The 16,895-nt window shown below is 62.8% G+C and carries 15 protein-coding genes; 13 read left to right on the top strand and 2 right to left on the bottom strand.

Annotated elements, in window-relative coordinates:
• Positions 1–90: 90 nt before the first annotated feature.
• Positions 91–1,692 (bottom strand): DHA2 family efflux MFS transporter permease subunit, encoded by a 1,602-nt coding sequence (locus tag QEN71_RS11135; RefSeq protein ID WP_201652739.1) that lies wholly within the window; start codon positions 1,690–1,692, stop codon positions 91–93.
• A gap of 329 nt (positions 1,693–2,021) precedes the next feature.
• Between QEN71_RS11135 and QEN71_RS11130 the strand changes: the two genes are divergently transcribed.
• From QEN71_RS11130 to QEN71_RS11120, 3 genes are all read left to right on the top strand, one after another.
• Positions 2,022–2,681: an alpha/beta hydrolase gene (locus tag QEN71_RS11130; protein WP_201652741.1), complete on the top strand. Its 660-nt coding sequence runs from the start codon at positions 2,022–2,024 to the stop codon at positions 2,679–2,681.
• Between the two features lie 227 nt (positions 2,682–2,908).
• A complete protein-coding gene (gene mreB / locus QEN71_RS11125) occupies positions 2,909–3,964 on the top strand; it encodes a rod shape-determining protein (RefSeq protein WP_201652744.1) in 1,056 nt (351 codons plus the stop codon).
• Between the two features lie 174 nt (positions 3,965–4,138).
• Positions 4,139–4,921 (top strand): alpha/beta fold hydrolase, encoded by a 783-nt coding sequence (locus QEN71_RS11120; RefSeq protein WP_201652911.1) that lies wholly within the window; start codon positions 4,139–4,141, stop codon positions 4,919–4,921.
• 15 nt (positions 4,922–4,936) lie between these two features.
• Here QEN71_RS11120 and QEN71_RS11115 read toward each other — a convergent pair whose 3' ends face one another.
• Positions 4,937–5,341: a hypothetical protein gene (locus QEN71_RS11115; RefSeq protein ID WP_028364614.1), complete on the bottom strand. Its 405-nt coding sequence runs from the start codon at positions 5,339–5,341 to the stop codon at positions 4,937–4,939.
• A gap of 424 nt (positions 5,342–5,765) precedes the next feature.
• Between QEN71_RS11115 and gltA the strand changes: the two genes are divergently transcribed.
• The 10 genes from gltA to QEN71_RS11065 all read left to right on the top strand — a co-directional run bounded on the left by gltA (position 5,766) and on the right by QEN71_RS11065 (position 16,820).
• Positions 5,766–7,067: a citrate synthase gene (gene gltA / locus QEN71_RS11110; RefSeq protein ID WP_201652747.1), complete on the top strand. Its 1,302-nt coding sequence runs from the start codon at positions 5,766–5,768 to the stop codon at positions 7,065–7,067.
• A 338-nt stretch (positions 7,068–7,405) separates the two neighbouring features.
• Positions 7,406–9,685, top strand: coding sequence for an amylo-alpha-1,6-glucosidase (locus QEN71_RS11105; RefSeq protein ID WP_201652750.1), 2,280 nt, complete (start codon positions 7,406–7,408; stop codon positions 9,683–9,685).
• Between the two features lie 37 nt (positions 9,686–9,722).
• Entirely contained in the window at positions 9,723–10,466 is a 744-nt protein-coding gene (locus QEN71_RS11100; RefSeq protein WP_201652753.1) for a YukJ family protein, read from the top strand.
• 192 nt (positions 10,467–10,658) lie between these two features.
• Entirely contained in the window at positions 10,659–11,591 is a 933-nt protein-coding gene (ku, locus tag QEN71_RS11095) for a non-homologous end joining protein Ku (protein ID WP_201652757.1), read from the top strand.
• 29 nt (positions 11,592–11,620) lie between these two features.
• Entirely contained in the window at positions 11,621–12,427 is an 807-nt protein-coding gene (locus QEN71_RS11090; RefSeq protein WP_201652914.1) for a tetratricopeptide repeat protein, read from the top strand.
• Between the two features lie 202 nt (positions 12,428–12,629).
• Positions 12,630–12,974 carry a hypothetical protein gene (locus QEN71_RS11085; protein ID WP_201652760.1) on the top strand — a complete coding sequence of 115 codons (345 nt, stop codon included), beginning with the start codon at positions 12,630–12,632 and terminating at the stop codon, positions 12,972–12,974.
• Between the two features lie 163 nt (positions 12,975–13,137).
• Complete coding sequence (locus QEN71_RS11080; RefSeq protein ID WP_201652763.1) at positions 13,138–13,494, top strand: hypothetical protein; 357 nt, start codon at positions 13,138–13,140, stop codon at positions 13,492–13,494.
• Between the two features lie 271 nt (positions 13,495–13,765).
• Entirely contained in the window at positions 13,766–14,134 is a 369-nt protein-coding gene (locus QEN71_RS11075) for a hypothetical protein (RefSeq protein WP_201652766.1), read from the top strand.
• Between the two features lie 515 nt (positions 14,135–14,649).
• The gene (locus QEN71_RS11070) at positions 14,650–15,939 is read left to right on the top strand and encodes a quaternary amine ABC transporter ATP-binding protein (protein ID WP_201652769.1); all 1,290 of its coding nucleotides are present in this window, start codon (positions 14,650–14,652) and stop codon (positions 15,937–15,939) included.
• On the top strand, positions 15,936–16,820 hold the full coding sequence (locus QEN71_RS11065; RefSeq protein ID WP_201652772.1) for an ABC transporter permease: 885 nt from the start codon (positions 15,936–15,938) through the stop codon (positions 16,818–16,820). The genes QEN71_RS11070 and QEN71_RS11065 overlap by 4 nt, the downstream gene beginning before the upstream one ends.
• The last annotated feature ends 75 nt before the right edge of the window (positions 16,821–16,895 follow it).

Raw genomic sequence — 16,895 nt, 5'->3', positions numbered from 1 at the left:
TCTTGCCCAGTGGGAATAAATCGTCATTTGACAGAAGGCTGGGCCCGCGCATGTTTGTCCTGTTTCGCATCTTCCGCCAGGGCAGGAAACTCAATGCGCGCCCGACGCATCTCCACCGCCGCCGCGCGCGGGCCGTGTAATCCAGATCAGCGGAATGATCAGCACGAAGATGATCGCCGACGCATAGAAGATGTCGTTCAGCCCCATCATCGCGGCCTGCGTGTTCACGGTGAAATCGAACAGCGCATTCGATGTCGACGGACTCACATGCAGCAGCGTCTGCGTCGCGTCCGTCTGCTGCGCGAAGAGCGGATTGGTCGCGTTGGCCTGTTCGGTCAGGCGTTCGTGATGCAGGATCGTGCGGCTGTTCCATGCCGTGCCCGCGATCGATGTGCCCACCGCGCCGCAAAACACCCGCACGAAGTTCGAGAGCCCGGCGGCGGCGGGCACCTTCGGCCCCGGCTGTCCCGAGAGAATGATGGCCGTCAGCGGCACGAAGAACATCGCCATCGGAATGCCTTGCAGCAGCGTCGGCAGCACCAGATGCCACGTGTCGATCTCGATCACGTATTTCGAGCGCATGAAGAACACGATCGCGAAGCCGATGAACGCAAGTGTCGCGATGATGCGCGCGTCCGAGCGCGGCAGCACGCGGCCCATCACGGGCGCGAGGATCACCGCGAAAATGCCGAGCGGCGCGGTCACGAGGCCGGCGTCGACGGAACGGTAGTTCAGGTACTCCTGCATCCATTGCGGCAGCAGCACGAGGTTGCCGAAGAACACGGCATACGCAACCGAAATCGCAATCGTGCCGCCGAGGAAGTTGCGCTGCTTGAAGAGGCGCAGATCGACGATCGGGTTCGGCTCCGTCAGCTCCCACACGAGGAAGAACGCGAAGCTGATGACGGCCGTGATCGCGAGCGTGACGATCACGGGCGAGCCGAACCAGTCGAGATCCTTGCCCTTGTCGAGCATGATCTGCAGCGACGCGACCCACGTGACCAGCAGGCCGAGGCCGACGATGTCGATGGGCAGCTTGCGCGTCGGCGTTTCGCGCGTGCGGTAGATCATCCACGTGACGCCCGCCGCGAAGATGCCGACGGGAATGTTGATGTAGAAGATCCACGACCACGAATAACTGTCCGTGATCCAGCCGCCGAGCGCCGGGCCTGCGATCGGGCCGACGGTCGCCGTCATCGCCCACAGCGCGAGAGCCGTCGACGATTTTTCTTTCGGCCACGAACTGAGCAGGATCGACTGCGATAGCGGAATCAGCGGACCGGCCACCACGCCTTGCAGCACGCGCGCGAATAGCAGCACGGGCAGCGACGGCGCGACGCCGCACAGCCACGACGCAACCACGAAGCCGAGAATCGCGCCGACGAACAGCTTGATCTGCCCGAAGCGCTGCGTGAACCAGCCCGTTAGCGGAATCGCCACGGCATTCGACGCGGCGAACACGGTGATGACCCAGGTGCCTTCGTCGACGGATACGCCGAGGTTGCCCGAGATAGTGGGAATCGCGACGTTGGCGATCGACGTGTCCAGCACGTTCATGAACGTGGCGAGCGCGACGGCGAAGGTCGCGAGCACCAGCTGGCTGCCGTGCAGCGCCGGCTGGGGAGGCGGGCCGGCGGGCTTTGCAGGGGCGGGTTGGTCCGATGATCCGGCGGGTGGGTTCGGTTCGCTCAAACGGGTCTCCGGGCGGTGAAAGGGCAACGCGTCGAATGAGTTCGCGGGTCGTGTCGCGCGGCGCAGCAGACGGATAAAGGCCGATGATAGTCGCAAGCGGCGAACGGCATCGGCAAGGTGCGCATCCGCGCGCGCGGAGCGGATCAGAAATGCGTTGTCCAGTGCGAGATCGCGTGCGTGCATCACGTGTTGGGCGCCGCTGACGGTCGTCACAAAATTCACGCACAATCGAGGCGTGCGGCGTATGCTGCCGCCTGCGCGTGACACGGCAGCGGCGCCATGCCCTCGGTGCGCCGCGCGATAGAGCGAAAGCGAAAGGAATGATGGCGATGGCCTGGGAACAATTCGACAACGGCTGGCGGCTCGCGCCCGCCGACGGACCGGCGACGGCGCTGGTCGTGCTGCTGCATGGCGTCGGCAGCAATGCTCAGGATCTTGTGCCGCTCGCGGACATCTGGCGCGAAGCGCTGCCGCAAGCGGCGTTCGTCTCGCTCGATGGCAGCGAGCCGTTCGACGGCGGCTTCGGCGGCCGTCAGTGGTTCTCGCTGCGCGATGTCGACGTAGACAATCGTCCGGGCCGCGTCGCCGCCGCATGGCCCGCGCTGCAGACAATGCTCGACGCCGAACTCGCGCACTGGAAGCTCGGCTATGGCCAGCTCGCGCTGGTGGGCTTCTCGCAAGGCTCGATGATGTCGCTGCATCACGTGGCGACGAATCCGCAGGGCGCGGCCGTCGTCGTTGCGTTCTCGGGGCGGCTTGCGTCGCCCGTTACGACGCACAGCGCCACGCCCGTGACGCTGATTCACGGCGACGACGACGCCGTGATTTCCGTCGACGAAACCGAACGCGCCGCGATCGCGCTGCACGACGCGGGCTTCGACGTCGAGGCGTTCGCGCTGCCGGGTGTCGGCCACACGATTTCCGGCGACGGCGTCGCGCTGGGCCGCGATGCACTGGTACGCGCGCTCGCGCCGTTGGCCCGCAGCTAATCCATAACGCATCGAATCCCGTCACTTGAACTGTCAAACCGGCCGCGCCGTAAGCGGCCGTAAGACAGTTTTCGAATTCATTCTCCTAAAGTTCGCTGGGCATTTGCCGATATGCGCTCAAGAGCCGGAAAAACTTTCCGACGCACGAACGCGCCGCTTCATTGCGCCGTACGTTTGACATTTCCGCTGCCCGCAAGGCAGCTCACTTCTTTCAAAAGAGCCTGACCATGGCCAGATCGAATGCGCAGTCATCGCTTTTTGGACGCCTGTTCCGCCAGTCCGTGGCGGTCGATCTCGGCACGGCCAACACGCTGATCTACACCGACGACGGCGGCATCGTGCTCAACGAGCCGTCCGTGGTGTGCTTCGACAAGCAGGAATCGGCGGCGGGGCGCAAGGTCGTCGCGCTGGTCGGCAGCGAGGCCAAGCAGATGATCGGCCGCGCGCCGTGCAACCTCGAACCCGTGCGGCCGATGCGTCACGGCGTGATCGCCAACTTCCCCGCAGCCGAGCACATGATCCGGCAATTCGTCGATATGGCGAGTCCGCGTCCGTTCTTCGCGCGCCGCGCCGCGTTCACGATCTGCGTGCCGTCGGGCGCGACCCAGGTCGAGCGCCGCGCGATCCGCGAGGCGGCGGCAGCGGCAGGCGCGTGGAAGGTGAACCTGATCGACGAATCGCTTGCCTCAGCGGTCGGCGCGGGCTTGCCGGTGTCGTCGGCGACGGGCTCGATGGTCGTCGACATCGGCGGCGGCACGACGGAAATCGGCGTGATCGCGCTGGGCGGCACGGCGTACAGCGGCTCGATCCGCGTCGGCGGCGACCAGTTCGATGCCGCGATCATCAAGCACGTGCGCAACAACTTCGGCGTGCTGCTAGGCGAGCAGACGGCGGAACTCGTGAAGAAAACGATCGGCTCGGCGCTCGCCGTCGTGCCGCCCGACACGATGCGTGCAACGGGACGCGGCGTCGACGACGGCTTGCCGCGTACGGTCGAAGTGTCGACGCAGGATGTCGTCGATGCGATCGCCGCGCCGCTGCGCCAGGTGCTCGCCGCCGTGAAGACGGCGCTGGAAAGCGCACCGCCCGAACTCGTGACGGATATCGCCGACGCGGGCATCGTGCTGACGGGCGGCGGCGCGCTGCTCGGCAATATGGCGCGCTATTTCAGCAACGAACTGGGCCTCGAGGTGCGCGTCGCCGACGAACCACTGACCTGCGCCGTGCGCGGCGCCGGCGCGGCAGCGAGCGCAGGCCTGCTGGAAATGTCGGCGTACGACTGACGCAATCGTTTGACATAGCTGACTGCGCGCGCGGGCCGCGCAGCGTCATGTAAGAATGAGGCTTCTACGGCGCCTTTATCGTGGATAATGCGCGCCTTTTCATTCTTGCCTCGTTCAGTGAATCAGACTCCCGCTTCATCCGCACTTTCCATCGAATTGCCCAACGGCCTGCGCATGCCGTATGTCGAACAGGGCGACGGCGAACTGCTGCTCTTCGTGCATGGTTCGCTGTGCGATTACCGCTACTGGGAGCCGCAACTCGCGGGTCTGTCGAAGCGTTATCGCTGTGTTGCCGTGAGTCTCACGCACTATTGGCCCGTCACGGATACGCCCGATGCGTTTCCGTTCAGCTGGAGCGATCACGCGGATGAAGTCGCGCAGTTCATCGAACTGTATGGCGCGGGACCGGCGCATGTCGTCGGTCATTCGCGGGGCGGCTGCGTCGCGTATCACTTCGCGCGACGTCATGGGCAGCATGTGAAGACGCTGACGCTCGCCGATCCGGGCGGGCCGTTGCAGATCGCGGGCCGTGCGCCCGCGAGTTTGCCGGAGACGGTGAACGCACTGCGTGCACGCGCGGCGCAACTGATCGAAGAAGGAGAGGTCGACGCGGGCTTGCAGCTATTCGTCGATTCCGTGAGCCGCCCGGGTTTCTGGTCGAAGAGCACGCCGGGTTTCCGGCGCATGGCCACCGACAACGCACACACCCTCGCGCGTCAGTTCCGCGATCCGTTGCCCGCTTACACGCCTGAAAGCGCGTCGGACGTGAAGTGCCCTGTGCTGCTGATCGACGGCGAGAAGAGTCCGTTGATGTTCCGGCGCGCGGCCGAAACGCTCTCGACCTGGCTGCCGGATGCGCGCCGCGAAACGGTGATGGGCGCATCGCACGGAATGAATCTCGCGCATCCCGCCGCCTTCAACCGTTTCGTCGACGCGTTCATTCAAGGTACGCGTTGAGACTTTGTTGACCGGTCAGTCTTTTGCGTGCGCGTCGATATCGAGCGCGCGCTCGGCCGGTTCGCCGACGAGACCGCAGTAGTAGAGATGCACGCCGATCGCGAGCGAGTCGTGGCGGATCTCGTTGAATGCCTTCCACGCCTTTTGCGGTTCCTTGAACACCAGATAGTGCGCTTCGTGCGAAACGAGGCGCGCGACCTGATGCAGCCCATGTCCGTGCAGACGGTCGACAAGTTCGTCGAGGCTGCGGTGCGTGCGCGCGTCGGTACGCGGATACAGCATGTGCAGAACGGCGACCTTTTCCGTCGCCAGCGCCGCCGACATCGCGAGCACGATGTCCTGATGGTTCAAGGCCGTGACGACGATGTCTTCTTCGGCTTCTTCGGTCGCGGGAAAGAGCGTGTCGATGTTCATGTTCATTGTCGTTATTCCTGTTTGTTCCAGTGTCTGACTTTTAAAAAAGACCCGCCAAAAAAAGGCGGGTCCAAGACAGCAATGTGTTTGCAGGGGAAGCTAAACACAGGTTCAGTATCTCAGACGCGCTTGCGTTTGACGTCCTGCCCCGAAGCAAAACATTGTTGCACTGGATGCGCTTACTTTCATTTGTCTGTCGACGAATAGGCTTGTGCACGCGTCGAGTATTGCTTGGTGCGAGATGGATTGTTGCGCGCAAGCGATGCAATCAAACGGCTTGCGCACCGTAGAATGCTGACGGCAGCCGGGTGCGGCAATACGCGCAGTAGCGAGTGCGTGAATGATTCGTTCAATGCGCAGGTTATGCGCTGCAGCCCGGTCTCACGTGTTTCGCGTGCCTCCAGCAATGCAATGTCGAAAGGAATCCCAGATGAACGTATCAACGACCAAAGCCACGCTGTCGTTTTCCGATAGCGACGAGAAGATCGAACTACCCGTTTATAAAGGATCGTTGGGTCCGGATGTAATCGACATTCGCAAGCTGTACGGGCAAACGGGCAAGTTCACTTACGATCCGGGCTTCATGTCGACGGCGTCGTGCAACTCGGAAATCACGTATATCGACGGCGATAAGGGCGAACTGCTGTATCGCGGCTATCCCATCGATAACCTCGCGCAAAACGCGGACTTTCTCGAAACGTGCTACCTGCTGCTGAAAGGCGAGCTGCCGAACGCGCAGCAGAAGAAAGAATTCGAAGACACCGTCACGAAGCACACGATGGTGCACGAGCAGATGCATTTCTTCTTCCGTGGCTTCCGTCGCGATGCACACCCGATGGCGATTCTCGTCGCGGCAGTCGGTGCATTGTCGGCGTTCTATCACGACTCGCTCGACATCAGTAACCCGCTGCATCGCGATGTCTCCGCGATCCGCATGATCGCGAAGCTGCCCACGCTGGTCGCGATGGCGTACAAGTATTCGATCGGCCAGCCATTCGTGTATCCGCGTAACGACCTGTCGTACAGCGCGAACTTCATGCACATGATGTTCTCGAACCCGGCCGAAGAGTACAAGGTCAACGACGTGCTGGTTCGCGCGCTCGATCGCATCCTGATCCTGCACGCCGACCATGAGCAGAACGCATCGACGTCGACGGTGCGTCTGGCCGGTTCGTCGGGCGCGAATCCGTTCGCATGTATCGCTGCCGGTATTGCATGTCTGTGGGGCCCGGCGCACGGCGGCGCAAATGAAGCCGCGCTGAACATGCTGGAAGAAATCGGCTCGGTCGATAACATTCCGAAGTTCATCGAGCAGGTGAAGGACAAGAACTCGGGCGTGAAGCTGATGGGCTTCGGCCATCGCGTCTACAAGAACTACGATCCGCGTGCGAAGCTGATGCGCGAAACCTGCCATGAAGTGCTGAACGAACTGGGCCTGCATGACGACCCGCTGTTCAAGCTCGCGATGGCACTGGAAAAGATCGCGCTGGAAGACGAATACTTCGTGTCGCGCAAGCTATATCCGAACGTCGACTTCTATTCGGGCATCGTGCAACGCGCGCTCGGCATTCCGACCGCGATGTTCACGTGTATCTTCGCGCTCGCGCGCACGGTCGGCTGGATTGCGCAATGGAACGAAATGATCGCCGACCCTGAACAGAAGATCGGCCGTCCGCGTCAGCTGTTCGTCGGCGAAACGCCGCGTGAAGCGAAGCCGATCGCGAAGCGCTAAAGCTTATCTACAGTCAGGCTCGCTTTTGAAGGCCGCTATCCGCGGCATCGTCTGAAGCGCAGGCGCCGCTCCCGCAAGAGGGGAGCGGCGCCTTTTTTATTTGCTGCGACGCGCTGTGATTGGGAAGGATGACGAAGTAATGTGCGCAATCTGCACCCCGCCTGGCAATGAAAACGGTGGCGATCGTCACGACAGCACGACCCGTGCCATGCATCCTTCAGGTTGCCTTTCAATGAAAATTTCATGAAGAATCGGGGCACCGACGGCACTATCCTCTGTCGTAATCGCATGAACCTTCTACAATCACCGAACAAAGCCACTAGCACAGGAGCAAGCTGATGCAGGATCCAGAAGCACTCGGCGGGCTGTCCCATCAGGGCGGCGTGGACTATCGCGGCGAGGAGAGCGACGGCGCATTCATCGCGCCGGAAAACATGAACGTCGCGAGCGCGACCCAGCATGTGCTGAAATCGGGCGGCACGTTCATCGTCAACGATCCCCTGGGCGACGTCACGGGCCGCGACGACGGCCTGTTCGTCAACGATACCCGCGTGCTGTCCCAGCTGCGCCTGACGTTCGGCGGCCGCGCGCCGTCGCTGCTGTCGGGCAGCGTCGGCAGCGACAACACCTCATTCACCGCGCATCTGACCAACCGCCCGCTGCCGCCTCTCGGCGGCGACAGCACCCCGGAAGGCGTGATTCACGTCGAACGCGTGCGCGTGCTGTCGGGCACGGTGATGAACGAAGCGATCGAGCTGACCAACTACGGCACGACGGACGCCGTGGTGCCGCTGTCGATCTCCTTTGCCAGCGACTTCCGCGACATGTTCGAAGTGCGCGGCCTCAAACGCGCGAAGCAGGGCACGGTCGAAACGCCGCGCGTGCACAAGAACGAAGTGCTGCTCGGCTACGTCGGCCTCGACGACGTGGCGCGCCACGTGCGCGTCGCATTCTCGCCGATGCCCGACAAGCTGCTGGCGGACCGCGCCGACTATTCGGTGAAGCTGCCGGCGCAGGCGTGCGTGTCGATCTATCTGTCGGTGGCAGTAGAGGTCGCGGCGCACAAGGGCACGCCCGAGGTCGACGTGCCGCAATCCACCCGTACCGTCACCGAGTTGCACGTGTCGCAGATCGACGCGGCGCGCCCGCGCGTGGGACGCTCGGCCGTGCGTGCGGCGCTCGTCGATGCGCACCTGGTGATGCGCGAGCGGCGCCGCGCGTCGGCGCGCGTGCGCTCGAGCAATCCGCTGTTCAACGCGTGGATCGACCGCTCGCAAGCCGACCTGAATCTGCTGACCACCGATCTCGCCACCGGCCCGTATCCGTATGCGGGCATTCCGTGGTTCTCGACGCCGTTCGGGCGCGATGCCGTGATCACGTCGCTGCAGATGCTGTGGCTGCAGCCGGGTCTCGCGCGCGGCGTGCTGCGTTTTCTGGCCGAGCATCAGGCGAAGGAAGATTCGGCGTTCCGCGACGCCGCCGTCGGCAAGATCATGCACGAGATGCGCCGCAGCGAAATGGCGGCGACGGGCGAGGTGCCGTTCGCGCTGTATTACGGCGGGGTCGACACGACGCCGCTCTTCATCGTGCTGGCGGGCGCCTACGTGGCGCGCACGGGCGACACGCAACTGGTCGACGAACTGTGGCCCGCGCTCGAACTCGCGGCGAAGTGGGTCGCGGGCGTGTGTGACCGCAATGTGTACGGTCTGCTCGATTATCAGCGCGCTTCCGACGGCGGTCTCGCGAACCAGGGCTGGAAGGACAGCCACGATTCCGTGTTCCATGCGGACGGCCGCTTTCCTGAAGGGCCGATTGCGCTTGTCGAAGTGCAGGCCTACGCGAGCGCCGCGTTCGACACGATGGCGCAGTTCGCGATGCTGCGCGGCCAGTCCGACGACGCGGTGCGCTACACGCAGCGCGCCACGGCAATCCGCGCATGCGTCGAAGACAAATACTGGATGGACGATTCGAGCTTCTATGGCATCGCGCTCGACGGCAAGGGCGACCTGTGCCGCGTGCTGGCGTCGAATGCGGGTCATCTGCTGGCGTTCGGGCTGCCGTCGCGCGAACGCGGGGAAGCCGTGGCGCGTGCGCTCGAATCGACGCTCTTCCACACGGGCTGGGGCGTACGGACGCTGGCGGCCGGCCAGCCGCGCTTCAATCCGATGGCGTATCACAACGGCTCGGTCTGGCCGCACGACAACGCGCTGTGCGCGCGCGGGCTCGCGCGCTACGGCGCGAAGGCGGCGGCCGTGCGGCTGCTGCAGGCGCTGTTCCAGGCGGCCGTCAACTTCGACATGCGTCTGCCGGAGCTTTTTTGCGGCTTTCCGCGGCGCCGCGGCGAACAGCCGACGGCTTACCCCGTCGCGTGTCTGCCGCAAGCCTGGGCGGCCGGCTCGCCGTTCATGATGCTGGAAGCATGTCTCGGCATCACGATCGACGCGCAACGGCGCGAAGTGCTGATCGAGCAACCGATGCTGCCGGACGGCATCGACTGGATCGAAATCGGCGATCTGCGCGTCGGCGACGCGTCGGTGTCGATCACGTTCCGGCGCGTGGCGGGCAAGGTCGTGGCGTCAGCGGAGCAGGGCGACGTGCGCGTGATCGCGCTGCTTTGACGTGCGGTTTGCACGATAACTTCGACGGAGCAACGGCTTGGCGCAACAGAACGTTTATGTCGTGTTCAAGGGCACGCTGAAACTCGGCGTGCCTTTTCTCGACGGCTACAAGGGCGATCCGCACTACGTGATCGTCGCCGACGACGCGAACGGCGGCGAGTTCCGCATCGTCACCAACGTGAAGTCCGACAGTTCGCTCACGGGCCCGGCGGGGTATCACGTGCTATATGCATGGAACCAGTATTTCGATCACCCCATGACGGCCGACCTCGCGAAGCTGCCCGCAGGGCTGACGCAGACCGGCTTTCCGAAGCTCGATTACGTGCATGATTCGCGCCTCGTCGATCTGTCGGGCATGCGTCCCATCACGCTCGATACCGCGACCGAGCACAACGACATCAACGCGCTCGTCAACGGGATGCTGCAGCTGGATATGTCGGCGGCGCCCGTCGATTATCTGTATCCCGGCAAGAGCGGCAACGATATGCGGCGCGGCTGGAAGCCGACGAAGAGCGTCACCGTGTACGGCTTCGGCTTCCTGTTCGAGCCGCAGCACGACGGCCTGCACGAAACGCATATGAATCAGGGCAACCCGAAGCCGCAGAAGGGCAGCCGCGTGCGGGATCATTCGTCGGAGAACGGCACGTTTCAGGACGGCGCGGTGATGGTCGAAGTGGATGGGCGCTTCCAGGCGCTGTTCGTCGCATTTCAGACCCAGCTTGTGCCGACGGACAACCGCGGCTGGCCGATTCCCGGCCAGTCTCATCCGATTTTGGGCTGAGATCGGGCTGAGGTCGGTCCGGTCGGACAGCAGCGAGCAGCAATACGCCGCACAGCTTGAACCATGCCAATGCGGTGCTAAGCTTGGCGAAAGCGTTCAGCGTATTTTTCAGGGCGCGTGACGATCCTGCCCGGTGCATCCGGCGGGCAGGAGATCGACGCAGTTCAGGAAGGAACTCATGAGGAGAAGCTCATGGCGGCACGCTCGATTGCATCGTTGTCCCTCTCGTTCGGCCTCGTTTCGATTCCCGTCAAGCTGTACTCCGCGACGGAAAGCTCGTCCGACGTGCGCTTCAACATGCTCGCGCCCGACGGTTCGCGCGTGAAGCAGCAGTACATATCCGAATCGACGGGCGCGGTCGTCGAGCGTTCGTCGATGAAGAAGGGCTACGAGTTCGAGAAGGACCGATTCGTCGTATTTACCGCCGACGAACTGAAAGCGCTGGAAGAAAGCGCGAGCCATGTCGTCGAGATCGTGGCCTTCATTCCCGAAAAATCGGTCGATCCCGTCTACTACGACAAGGCGTACTACATCGCGCCCGACCGCCGTGGCGGCAAGCCGTATAGCCTGCTGCAGCAGGCGCTCGCAGAAAGCGGCCGTTGCGCGCTGGCGAAGTGGGCGTCCAGGGGCAAGACGCGCATCGTGCAGGTGCGGCCTTCCGCCGACGGGCTGGTGTTCCAGCAACTGCTGTTCGCGGACGAAGTGCGCTCGCTGAAAGACCTGAATATCGAGCATGTCGACGTGTCGGCGTCGGAACTCAAGCTCGCGATGCAGATCATCGAGCAGGGCACGGAGGATCATTACGATCCCGCCGCCTACGAGGACGAAGAGAAGAAGCGCATCCTCGCGGCCATCGACCGGAAGATCGAAGGCAAGCAGGTGATCTCGACCGAGCGCGCCGACGCACCCGCTGAAGGCGGCGAAGTGATCGATCTGATGGAAGCATTGCGCGCGAGCCTGCGTGGCGGCGCAAAGGCCAAGCCTGCCACTGCGCCGAAGCGCAAGGCGGCCGAACCCGTCGCTGAGGTTGCGGAGATCGCGCAGGCGCCGCGTGCCCGCAAACCGGCGGCGCGTGCGGCCAAGGCGCCCGCCGAAGCGCCCGCGAAGGTCCGGGCGCGCAAGTGACGCCAGACGACGCGCCGCACAGCCTGACGATGCGCGAATTGCAATCGATGCTCGGCGTCTCGCGGCGCATCATTTCCGGACTCGTCGATGCCGGCTTCGTCACGCCGTCGCGCGGGCCGCGCAATGCGCTGCGGTTCACGTTTCAGGACGTCGTGTTGCTCAGAACGGCGCTGCAATTGCGCGCGTCGAACATTCCGCCGCGCCGGATCATCCAGGCATTGAAGCGGCTGCGCGCCGAACTGCCCGACGAGTTGCCGCTGTCGGGCATCCGCGTGACGGCCGTCGGCAACGATATCGCGGTGAGAACGGGGCCCGCGCAGTGGGACGCGATCACCGGGCAGCAATTGCTCGACTTCGAAATCGCCGAAATCAAGGGGGACGTGGTGTTCCTCGAATCGGCGCCGAAGCCGGAAAACGCCGCGCGCCAGGCCGAAGACTGGTACGACCTGGGCGGGCAGCTGATGAAATCGGACGTGAAGGGCGCGGAGCAGGCGTACCGGAACGCGATCGAGCTGGCGAAGGAACCGTTTTACGCCGCCTATGTCGATCTCGGGGCGCTGCTGTGCGAAACGGAAGCGCGCTGTGACGACGCGCTGCGCGTGTTCGATGATGCGCTGGATCATTTCCCCGACGACGCCGTGCTGCATTTCAATCGCGCGGTCGCGCTGGAAGGGCTCGACCGGCTCGACGAAGCGGAACGCAGTTACGAGCGCTGTCTTGCGCTTGATCCGTCGTATGCCGATGCGCATCACAATCTCGCGATCCTGCTCGAAAATCTCGGCGACAAGCAAGGCCTGTTGCGCCATCTGAACGCCTATCGGCGGCTGACTACCTGACGTTGCGCGGAGTGTGCGCCCGTTAATCGGCGGGTACGCAAACAGGCGTAGACTTGCCCATTACACTCGCCGAGGCGGGTGCAGCGAGGGGTGCAGCGAGGCGCTCGACCGGGCCCCTCGTCTGCCATGCGCGCAGGTTGTTTTCAGTGCAAAAGCACACACGTATTGAAGACTGGACAAACAGAATTGAGGTCCACAACCCATGCTCAAGCCCGAATTCAATGACGCGGACAGCGCGCGTCCCGAACTGCTGTGTTATCTCGTGGCCATCGCGGCGGCGTCGTATGCGCTGACGCAGGAATGGCGCGTCGATCATGTCGTCGAATGCTGCCGACGCTGGCTCGCGAAGAACGACGTGAAGATGTATTGGCTCGACCGCGTCAGGATCGGTCAGCTCGCGCTGAAGATCGCGAGCGAGGATCTGCTGGAGGCGGGCATCGCCGTGCGTCTGTCGAGCGTCAATGCACTCTTTACGAGCGAGATGGAACTGAACGAAGCGAGCACGATGGTGCAGCGAATGATGTCGCTGTGCCAGGAAGCGCTTTGAGCAAAGCGCATAGTCCGGTTGCGCAGCGTTGTACCGGGCGAACACAGTGTTGCAACTTCCATAGCTGATCGCGAGACAGGGCCAATTCATACTTCGGGGTGGTCATGCACTGCATCGTGCAGTGCAAGCAATCAGCCTTGAGGTCGCTGTGAAAACATTCGGAATGAGTCAAGTCCTGTCAGGTCTGAACGATCTGGTCAGGCAACGCGTGAGCGCCGTCGCGCGAAAACGGATCGCGCGCATCGCCGTGTTCGCGCTCGTGCCGCTGCTGACGCAGGCGTGCGCGAGCACCAGTTCCGTCGTGCAGACGGGCGATGCGGGGCGCTTTACGCTCCATGCGTCGGCCGCGGGTGGAAGCGCCGCCTGGGCGAGATCCCACAAGGCCGTCATGCAGAGTGCGAACGATTTCTGCGCGCAACGCGGTGAAGTGCCGAGCGTGGTGTCGGAATCGTCGAAAGGCGTGAGGGCATTGGAAGCGCATGAGGCCGATCTCACGTTCGAATGCCATCCGCGCTTCTGATGCATCAATGCACGAACGCCGTGCATCGGATGCCGGGCACATCGCTCGCTACGCCGTAGAGGGTGCTGTTCGACCCACGCTGTCAACTGCCGCCGCACAACAACTCGTTAGACGAAACGGGAAGCGAAAAGCGCAAGTCACGTCAGTCGCGCTTAAGGATGTGCAGCTATAAAGTGTGATGCAAATGCGATTTGCGCGGCGCTGCTAATCAACGAACTAGAAATGGGTGACCCGGACTCGCGGATCGATGTCTATCTGGAGGTCGCCCATCATGCAATTCATTCCAGGCGTCATGGCGCGCGTTGCCGCGCTGGTTCCTGTCACGTGTGCAACGCTGCTTGCAACGCAGGTTCGCGCTGAATCCACCTGTCCCGACTACGTCGTGCTGCCATCCGGCAGCGCTTTCAATATCGCCAGGCTGATCAAGGATGCCGGCTCGCCGCAAGCCGCGCTCGACAAGGCGCGCTCGGCCGTCGAGCAGGTCAGTTCGAATGGCGGATGCCCGCGCTCCGTCAAACGCGCCGTGTGCGAAGAGACGATGACCGTCGCGAAGAAAGCCATCGCCGCGCTGGAAGGCTGCGTCGGCCCATCCGGTTCGTCCCTTTCCGATGAAAGCGATCGGCGCACCGCGTCGCGATAGCTGCATAGCCACCGCACAGCCCCGTTTACACGCCAAAAAGCGGCCTTTTTACAGCGCAAAAGTGATGGATGAATGTCACCGCCCTGGGACATTCCCTATAAACCATCGTTCGAATAACGAAAGAAAGCGGCTTTCAGACGGCCTCGGCGCATGTCCGAACCGGCCGCAAAGCCGCGCCAGTGCTGGCGCTCAGCCAGTCAGTCCCATCCAGTGACCTTTTCAGTGCACGCTGCACAAATGCCTTGCATTACCAAAGGTATGGATAAGTGCGCACAAAATGTAGATGGATGGACCAATTTGGCTTGCTAATCTGCAATCCATGCACTAAGCACCGATGAGACACCGCTAACACGCACGAATATGCTGGCTTTCGTGTGATCAGTAGTGGCTTGTTCTGGTCGATCGCCGCGCGACGCTTGCTATTGAGTCTTTTCGCCTGTGTTCGACCTTCAGGGCCCGCGCATTCGCAATGTCGCGCGCTTCATTTTCCTGAACTTGCCAGTTGGGATGACAGAATGACCCCAAACCTGACATTTGCGCCCGAGGGCGTACTCCATCCGGGCGCACTCCAGGCGGAAGATGTTTCCGCGATGGCAAAACCCATTGCCGTGTCCGGCACCGATATCCTCAAGGTCAGAAATCTGTCGAAGATTTTCGGACCGAAGCCCGAACGAGCCGTCGAGCTGATCAAGCAAGGCCTGGGACGAAACGAAATCTTCGAGCAGACGGGCAACATGGTCGCCGTCAACGACGTGAGCCTGAGCGTCAAGGCCGGCGAGATCTTCGTCGTGATGGGCCTGTCGGGATCCGGCAAGTCGACGCTCGTGCGCCTGCTGAACCGGCTGATCGAGCCGACGTCGGGCCAGGTGATTCTCGAAGACCGCGACATCGCGCCGATGTCGACGCTGGAGCTGCGCGAAGTGCGCCGCAAGAAAATGGCGATGGTGTTCCAGTCGTTCGCGCTGCTGCCGAACCGCACGGTGCTCGACAACATCGCGTACGGCCTCGAAGTCGCGGGTCTCAAGAAGGCGGACCGCTACGCAGTGGCGCGCAGCGCGCTGACGCGCGTCGGCCTCGGTTCGTATGAAAAGCTGCTGCCGGGCGAACTGTCGGGCGGCATGCAACAGCGCGTCGGCTTGGCCCGCGCGCTCGCCGTGAATCCTTCCGTGCTGCTGATGGACGAAGCGTTCTCCGCACTCGATCCGCTGATCCGCTTCGAAATGCAGAACGAACTGCTGCGGCTTCAAAAGGAAGAGCAGCGCACCATCGTGTTCATTTCGCACGATATCGAAGAAGCCATCAAGATCGGCGGCCGCATCGGCATCATGAAGGACGGTTGCCTGATTCAGGTCGGCACGCCCGCCGAACTCATCCAGTCGCCCGCCGATGCCTATGTGCGCGACTTCTTCCGCAATGTCGACGTGTCGCGTTTCCTGAAGGCGTCGAGCCTGATGACGACGGTCGAACGCGGACTGATTTCGTGCGATATCGGTGCGCCGTGCGAGCGATATCTGAATCAGCTGATCGATAGCGGCGTGGAATGCGGCTACGTGTGCGATGAAGCGGGCCGCTATCAGGGCTGCGTCACGCCGGCATCGCTGCACAAGTCGGGCGCGCATCCTATCCGCGAAGCATTCGTGAGAGACGTGAACGCCGTTCCGCTCGATGCCGATCTGCATCAGCTCGCGACGATCGCGTTGAGCCAGGAACACGACGTACCCGTCACCGACACGATGGGCAAGCTCGCAGGCGTCGTGTCGTGCCGCACGATACTCAAGCAGGTCATGGAACGGAGAGCAGCATGAACTCGTCAGTCATCGGAAAGTTTGCAGAAAACGCCGTCAACTTTCTCTTTCAACATTTCCGCGGCGGCTTCGACGCGTTTTCAGCCGCGCTGGGCGCTGTCGTCAAGCTGCTCGAAGACGGACTCGCCGCCGTGCCGTTCGTCGCGATGCTCGTGATTCTCGTCGCGTTCGCATTGTGGCGGCGCGGCGTGGTGTTCGCGGTGTTCGTCGGCGCGGCGCTGATGGTGATTCACTACATGGGCCTGTGGGCGCAGACGGTGTCGACGCTCGCGCTGGTGATCGCGGCGACGTTCTTCAGTCTCGTGATAGGCGTGCCGCTTGGCATCTGGGGCGCGCGCAACAAGCGCGTGGAAGTGATCCTGCGCTCGCTGCTCGATTTCATGCAGACGATGCCCGCGTTCGTGTATCTGATTCCCGCTGTGATTCTGTTCGGGCTCGGCCGCGTGCCTGCCGTGATCGCCACGATCGTTTTCTCGATGCCGCCCGTCGTGCGTCTCACCACGCTCGGCATTCGTCAGGTGCGTGAGGAACTGCTCGAAGCAGGGCGCTCGTTCGGTAGCACCGATTCGCAACTGCTCTGGAAAATCCAGCTGCCGAATGCATTGCCGTCGATCATGGCCGGTGTGAACCAGACCATCATGATGGCGCTGTCGATGGTCGTGGTCGCGTCGATGATCGGCGCGGGCGGACTCGGCGAGTATGTGCTGAGCGGCATCCAGCGGCTCGATATCGGCATCGGCTTCGAAGGCGGACTGGGCGTCGTGCTGCTGGCGATCGTACTCGACCGTCTCACGGAAAGCTTCGGCCTGAAGGCGAAGAAGAGCAAACGCACGGTGCGCACCGCCAAACCCGCTGCAACGAGCACGGCAGTACGAACCTGATCGACGAGCAACGCTTAAAGACACACGCCACACCGCTATAGCTGTTCATTTTCGACAAATTCCATAATCGTGTAG

The organism is Paraburkholderia sabiae (genome assembly GCF_030412785.1).
GTDB classification, from domain to species: domain Bacteria; phylum Pseudomonadota; class Gammaproteobacteria; order Burkholderiales; family Burkholderiaceae; genus Paraburkholderia; species Paraburkholderia sabiae.
This window is presented reverse-complemented; position numbering and strand designations above follow the sequence as displayed.

What these genes read in the sequence shown, in the direction of transcription:
- QEN71_RS11070 (WP_201652769.1), top strand. Translation starts at nt 14,650, where the DNA reads ATGACCCCAAACCTGACATTTGCGCCCGAGGGCGTACTCCATCCGGGC.
- mreB (WP_201652744.1), top strand. Translation starts at nt 2,909, where the DNA reads ATGGCCAGATCGAATGCGCAGTCATCGCTTTTTGGACGCCTGTTCCGC.
- QEN71_RS11115 (WP_028364614.1), bottom strand. Translation starts at nt 5,341, where the DNA reads ATGAACATGAACATCGACACGCTCTTTCCCGCGACCGAAGAAGCCGAA.
- QEN71_RS11080 (WP_201652763.1), top strand. Translation starts at nt 13,138, where the DNA reads ATGAGTCAAGTCCTGTCAGGTCTGAACGATCTGGTCAGGCAACGCGTG.
- QEN71_RS11130 (WP_201652741.1), top strand. Translation starts at nt 2,022, where the DNA reads ATGGCCTGGGAACAATTCGACAACGGCTGGCGGCTCGCGCCCGCCGAC.
- gltA (WP_201652747.1), top strand. Translation starts at nt 5,766, where the DNA reads ATGAACGTATCAACGACCAAAGCCACGCTGTCGTTTTCCGATAGCGAC.
- QEN71_RS11120 (WP_201652911.1), top strand. Translation starts at nt 4,139, where the DNA reads ATGCCGTATGTCGAACAGGGCGACGGCGAACTGCTGCTCTTCGTGCAT.
- QEN71_RS11105 (WP_201652750.1), top strand. Translation starts at nt 7,406, where the DNA reads ATGCAGGATCCAGAAGCACTCGGCGGGCTGTCCCATCAGGGCGGCGTG.
- QEN71_RS11090 (WP_201652914.1), top strand. Translation starts at nt 11,621, where the DNA reads ATGCGCGAATTGCAATCGATGCTCGGCGTCTCGCGGCGCATCATTTCC.
- ku (WP_201652757.1), top strand. Translation starts at nt 10,659, where the DNA reads ATGGCGGCACGCTCGATTGCATCGTTGTCCCTCTCGTTCGGCCTCGTT.
- QEN71_RS11075 (WP_201652766.1), top strand. Translation starts at nt 13,766, where the DNA reads ATGCAATTCATTCCAGGCGTCATGGCGCGCGTTGCCGCGCTGGTTCCT.
- QEN71_RS11085 (WP_201652760.1), top strand. Translation starts at nt 12,630, where the DNA reads ATGCTCAAGCCCGAATTCAATGACGCGGACAGCGCGCGTCCCGAACTG.
- QEN71_RS11065 (WP_201652772.1), top strand. Translation starts at nt 15,936, where the DNA reads ATGAACTCGTCAGTCATCGGAAAGTTTGCAGAAAACGCCGTCAACTTT.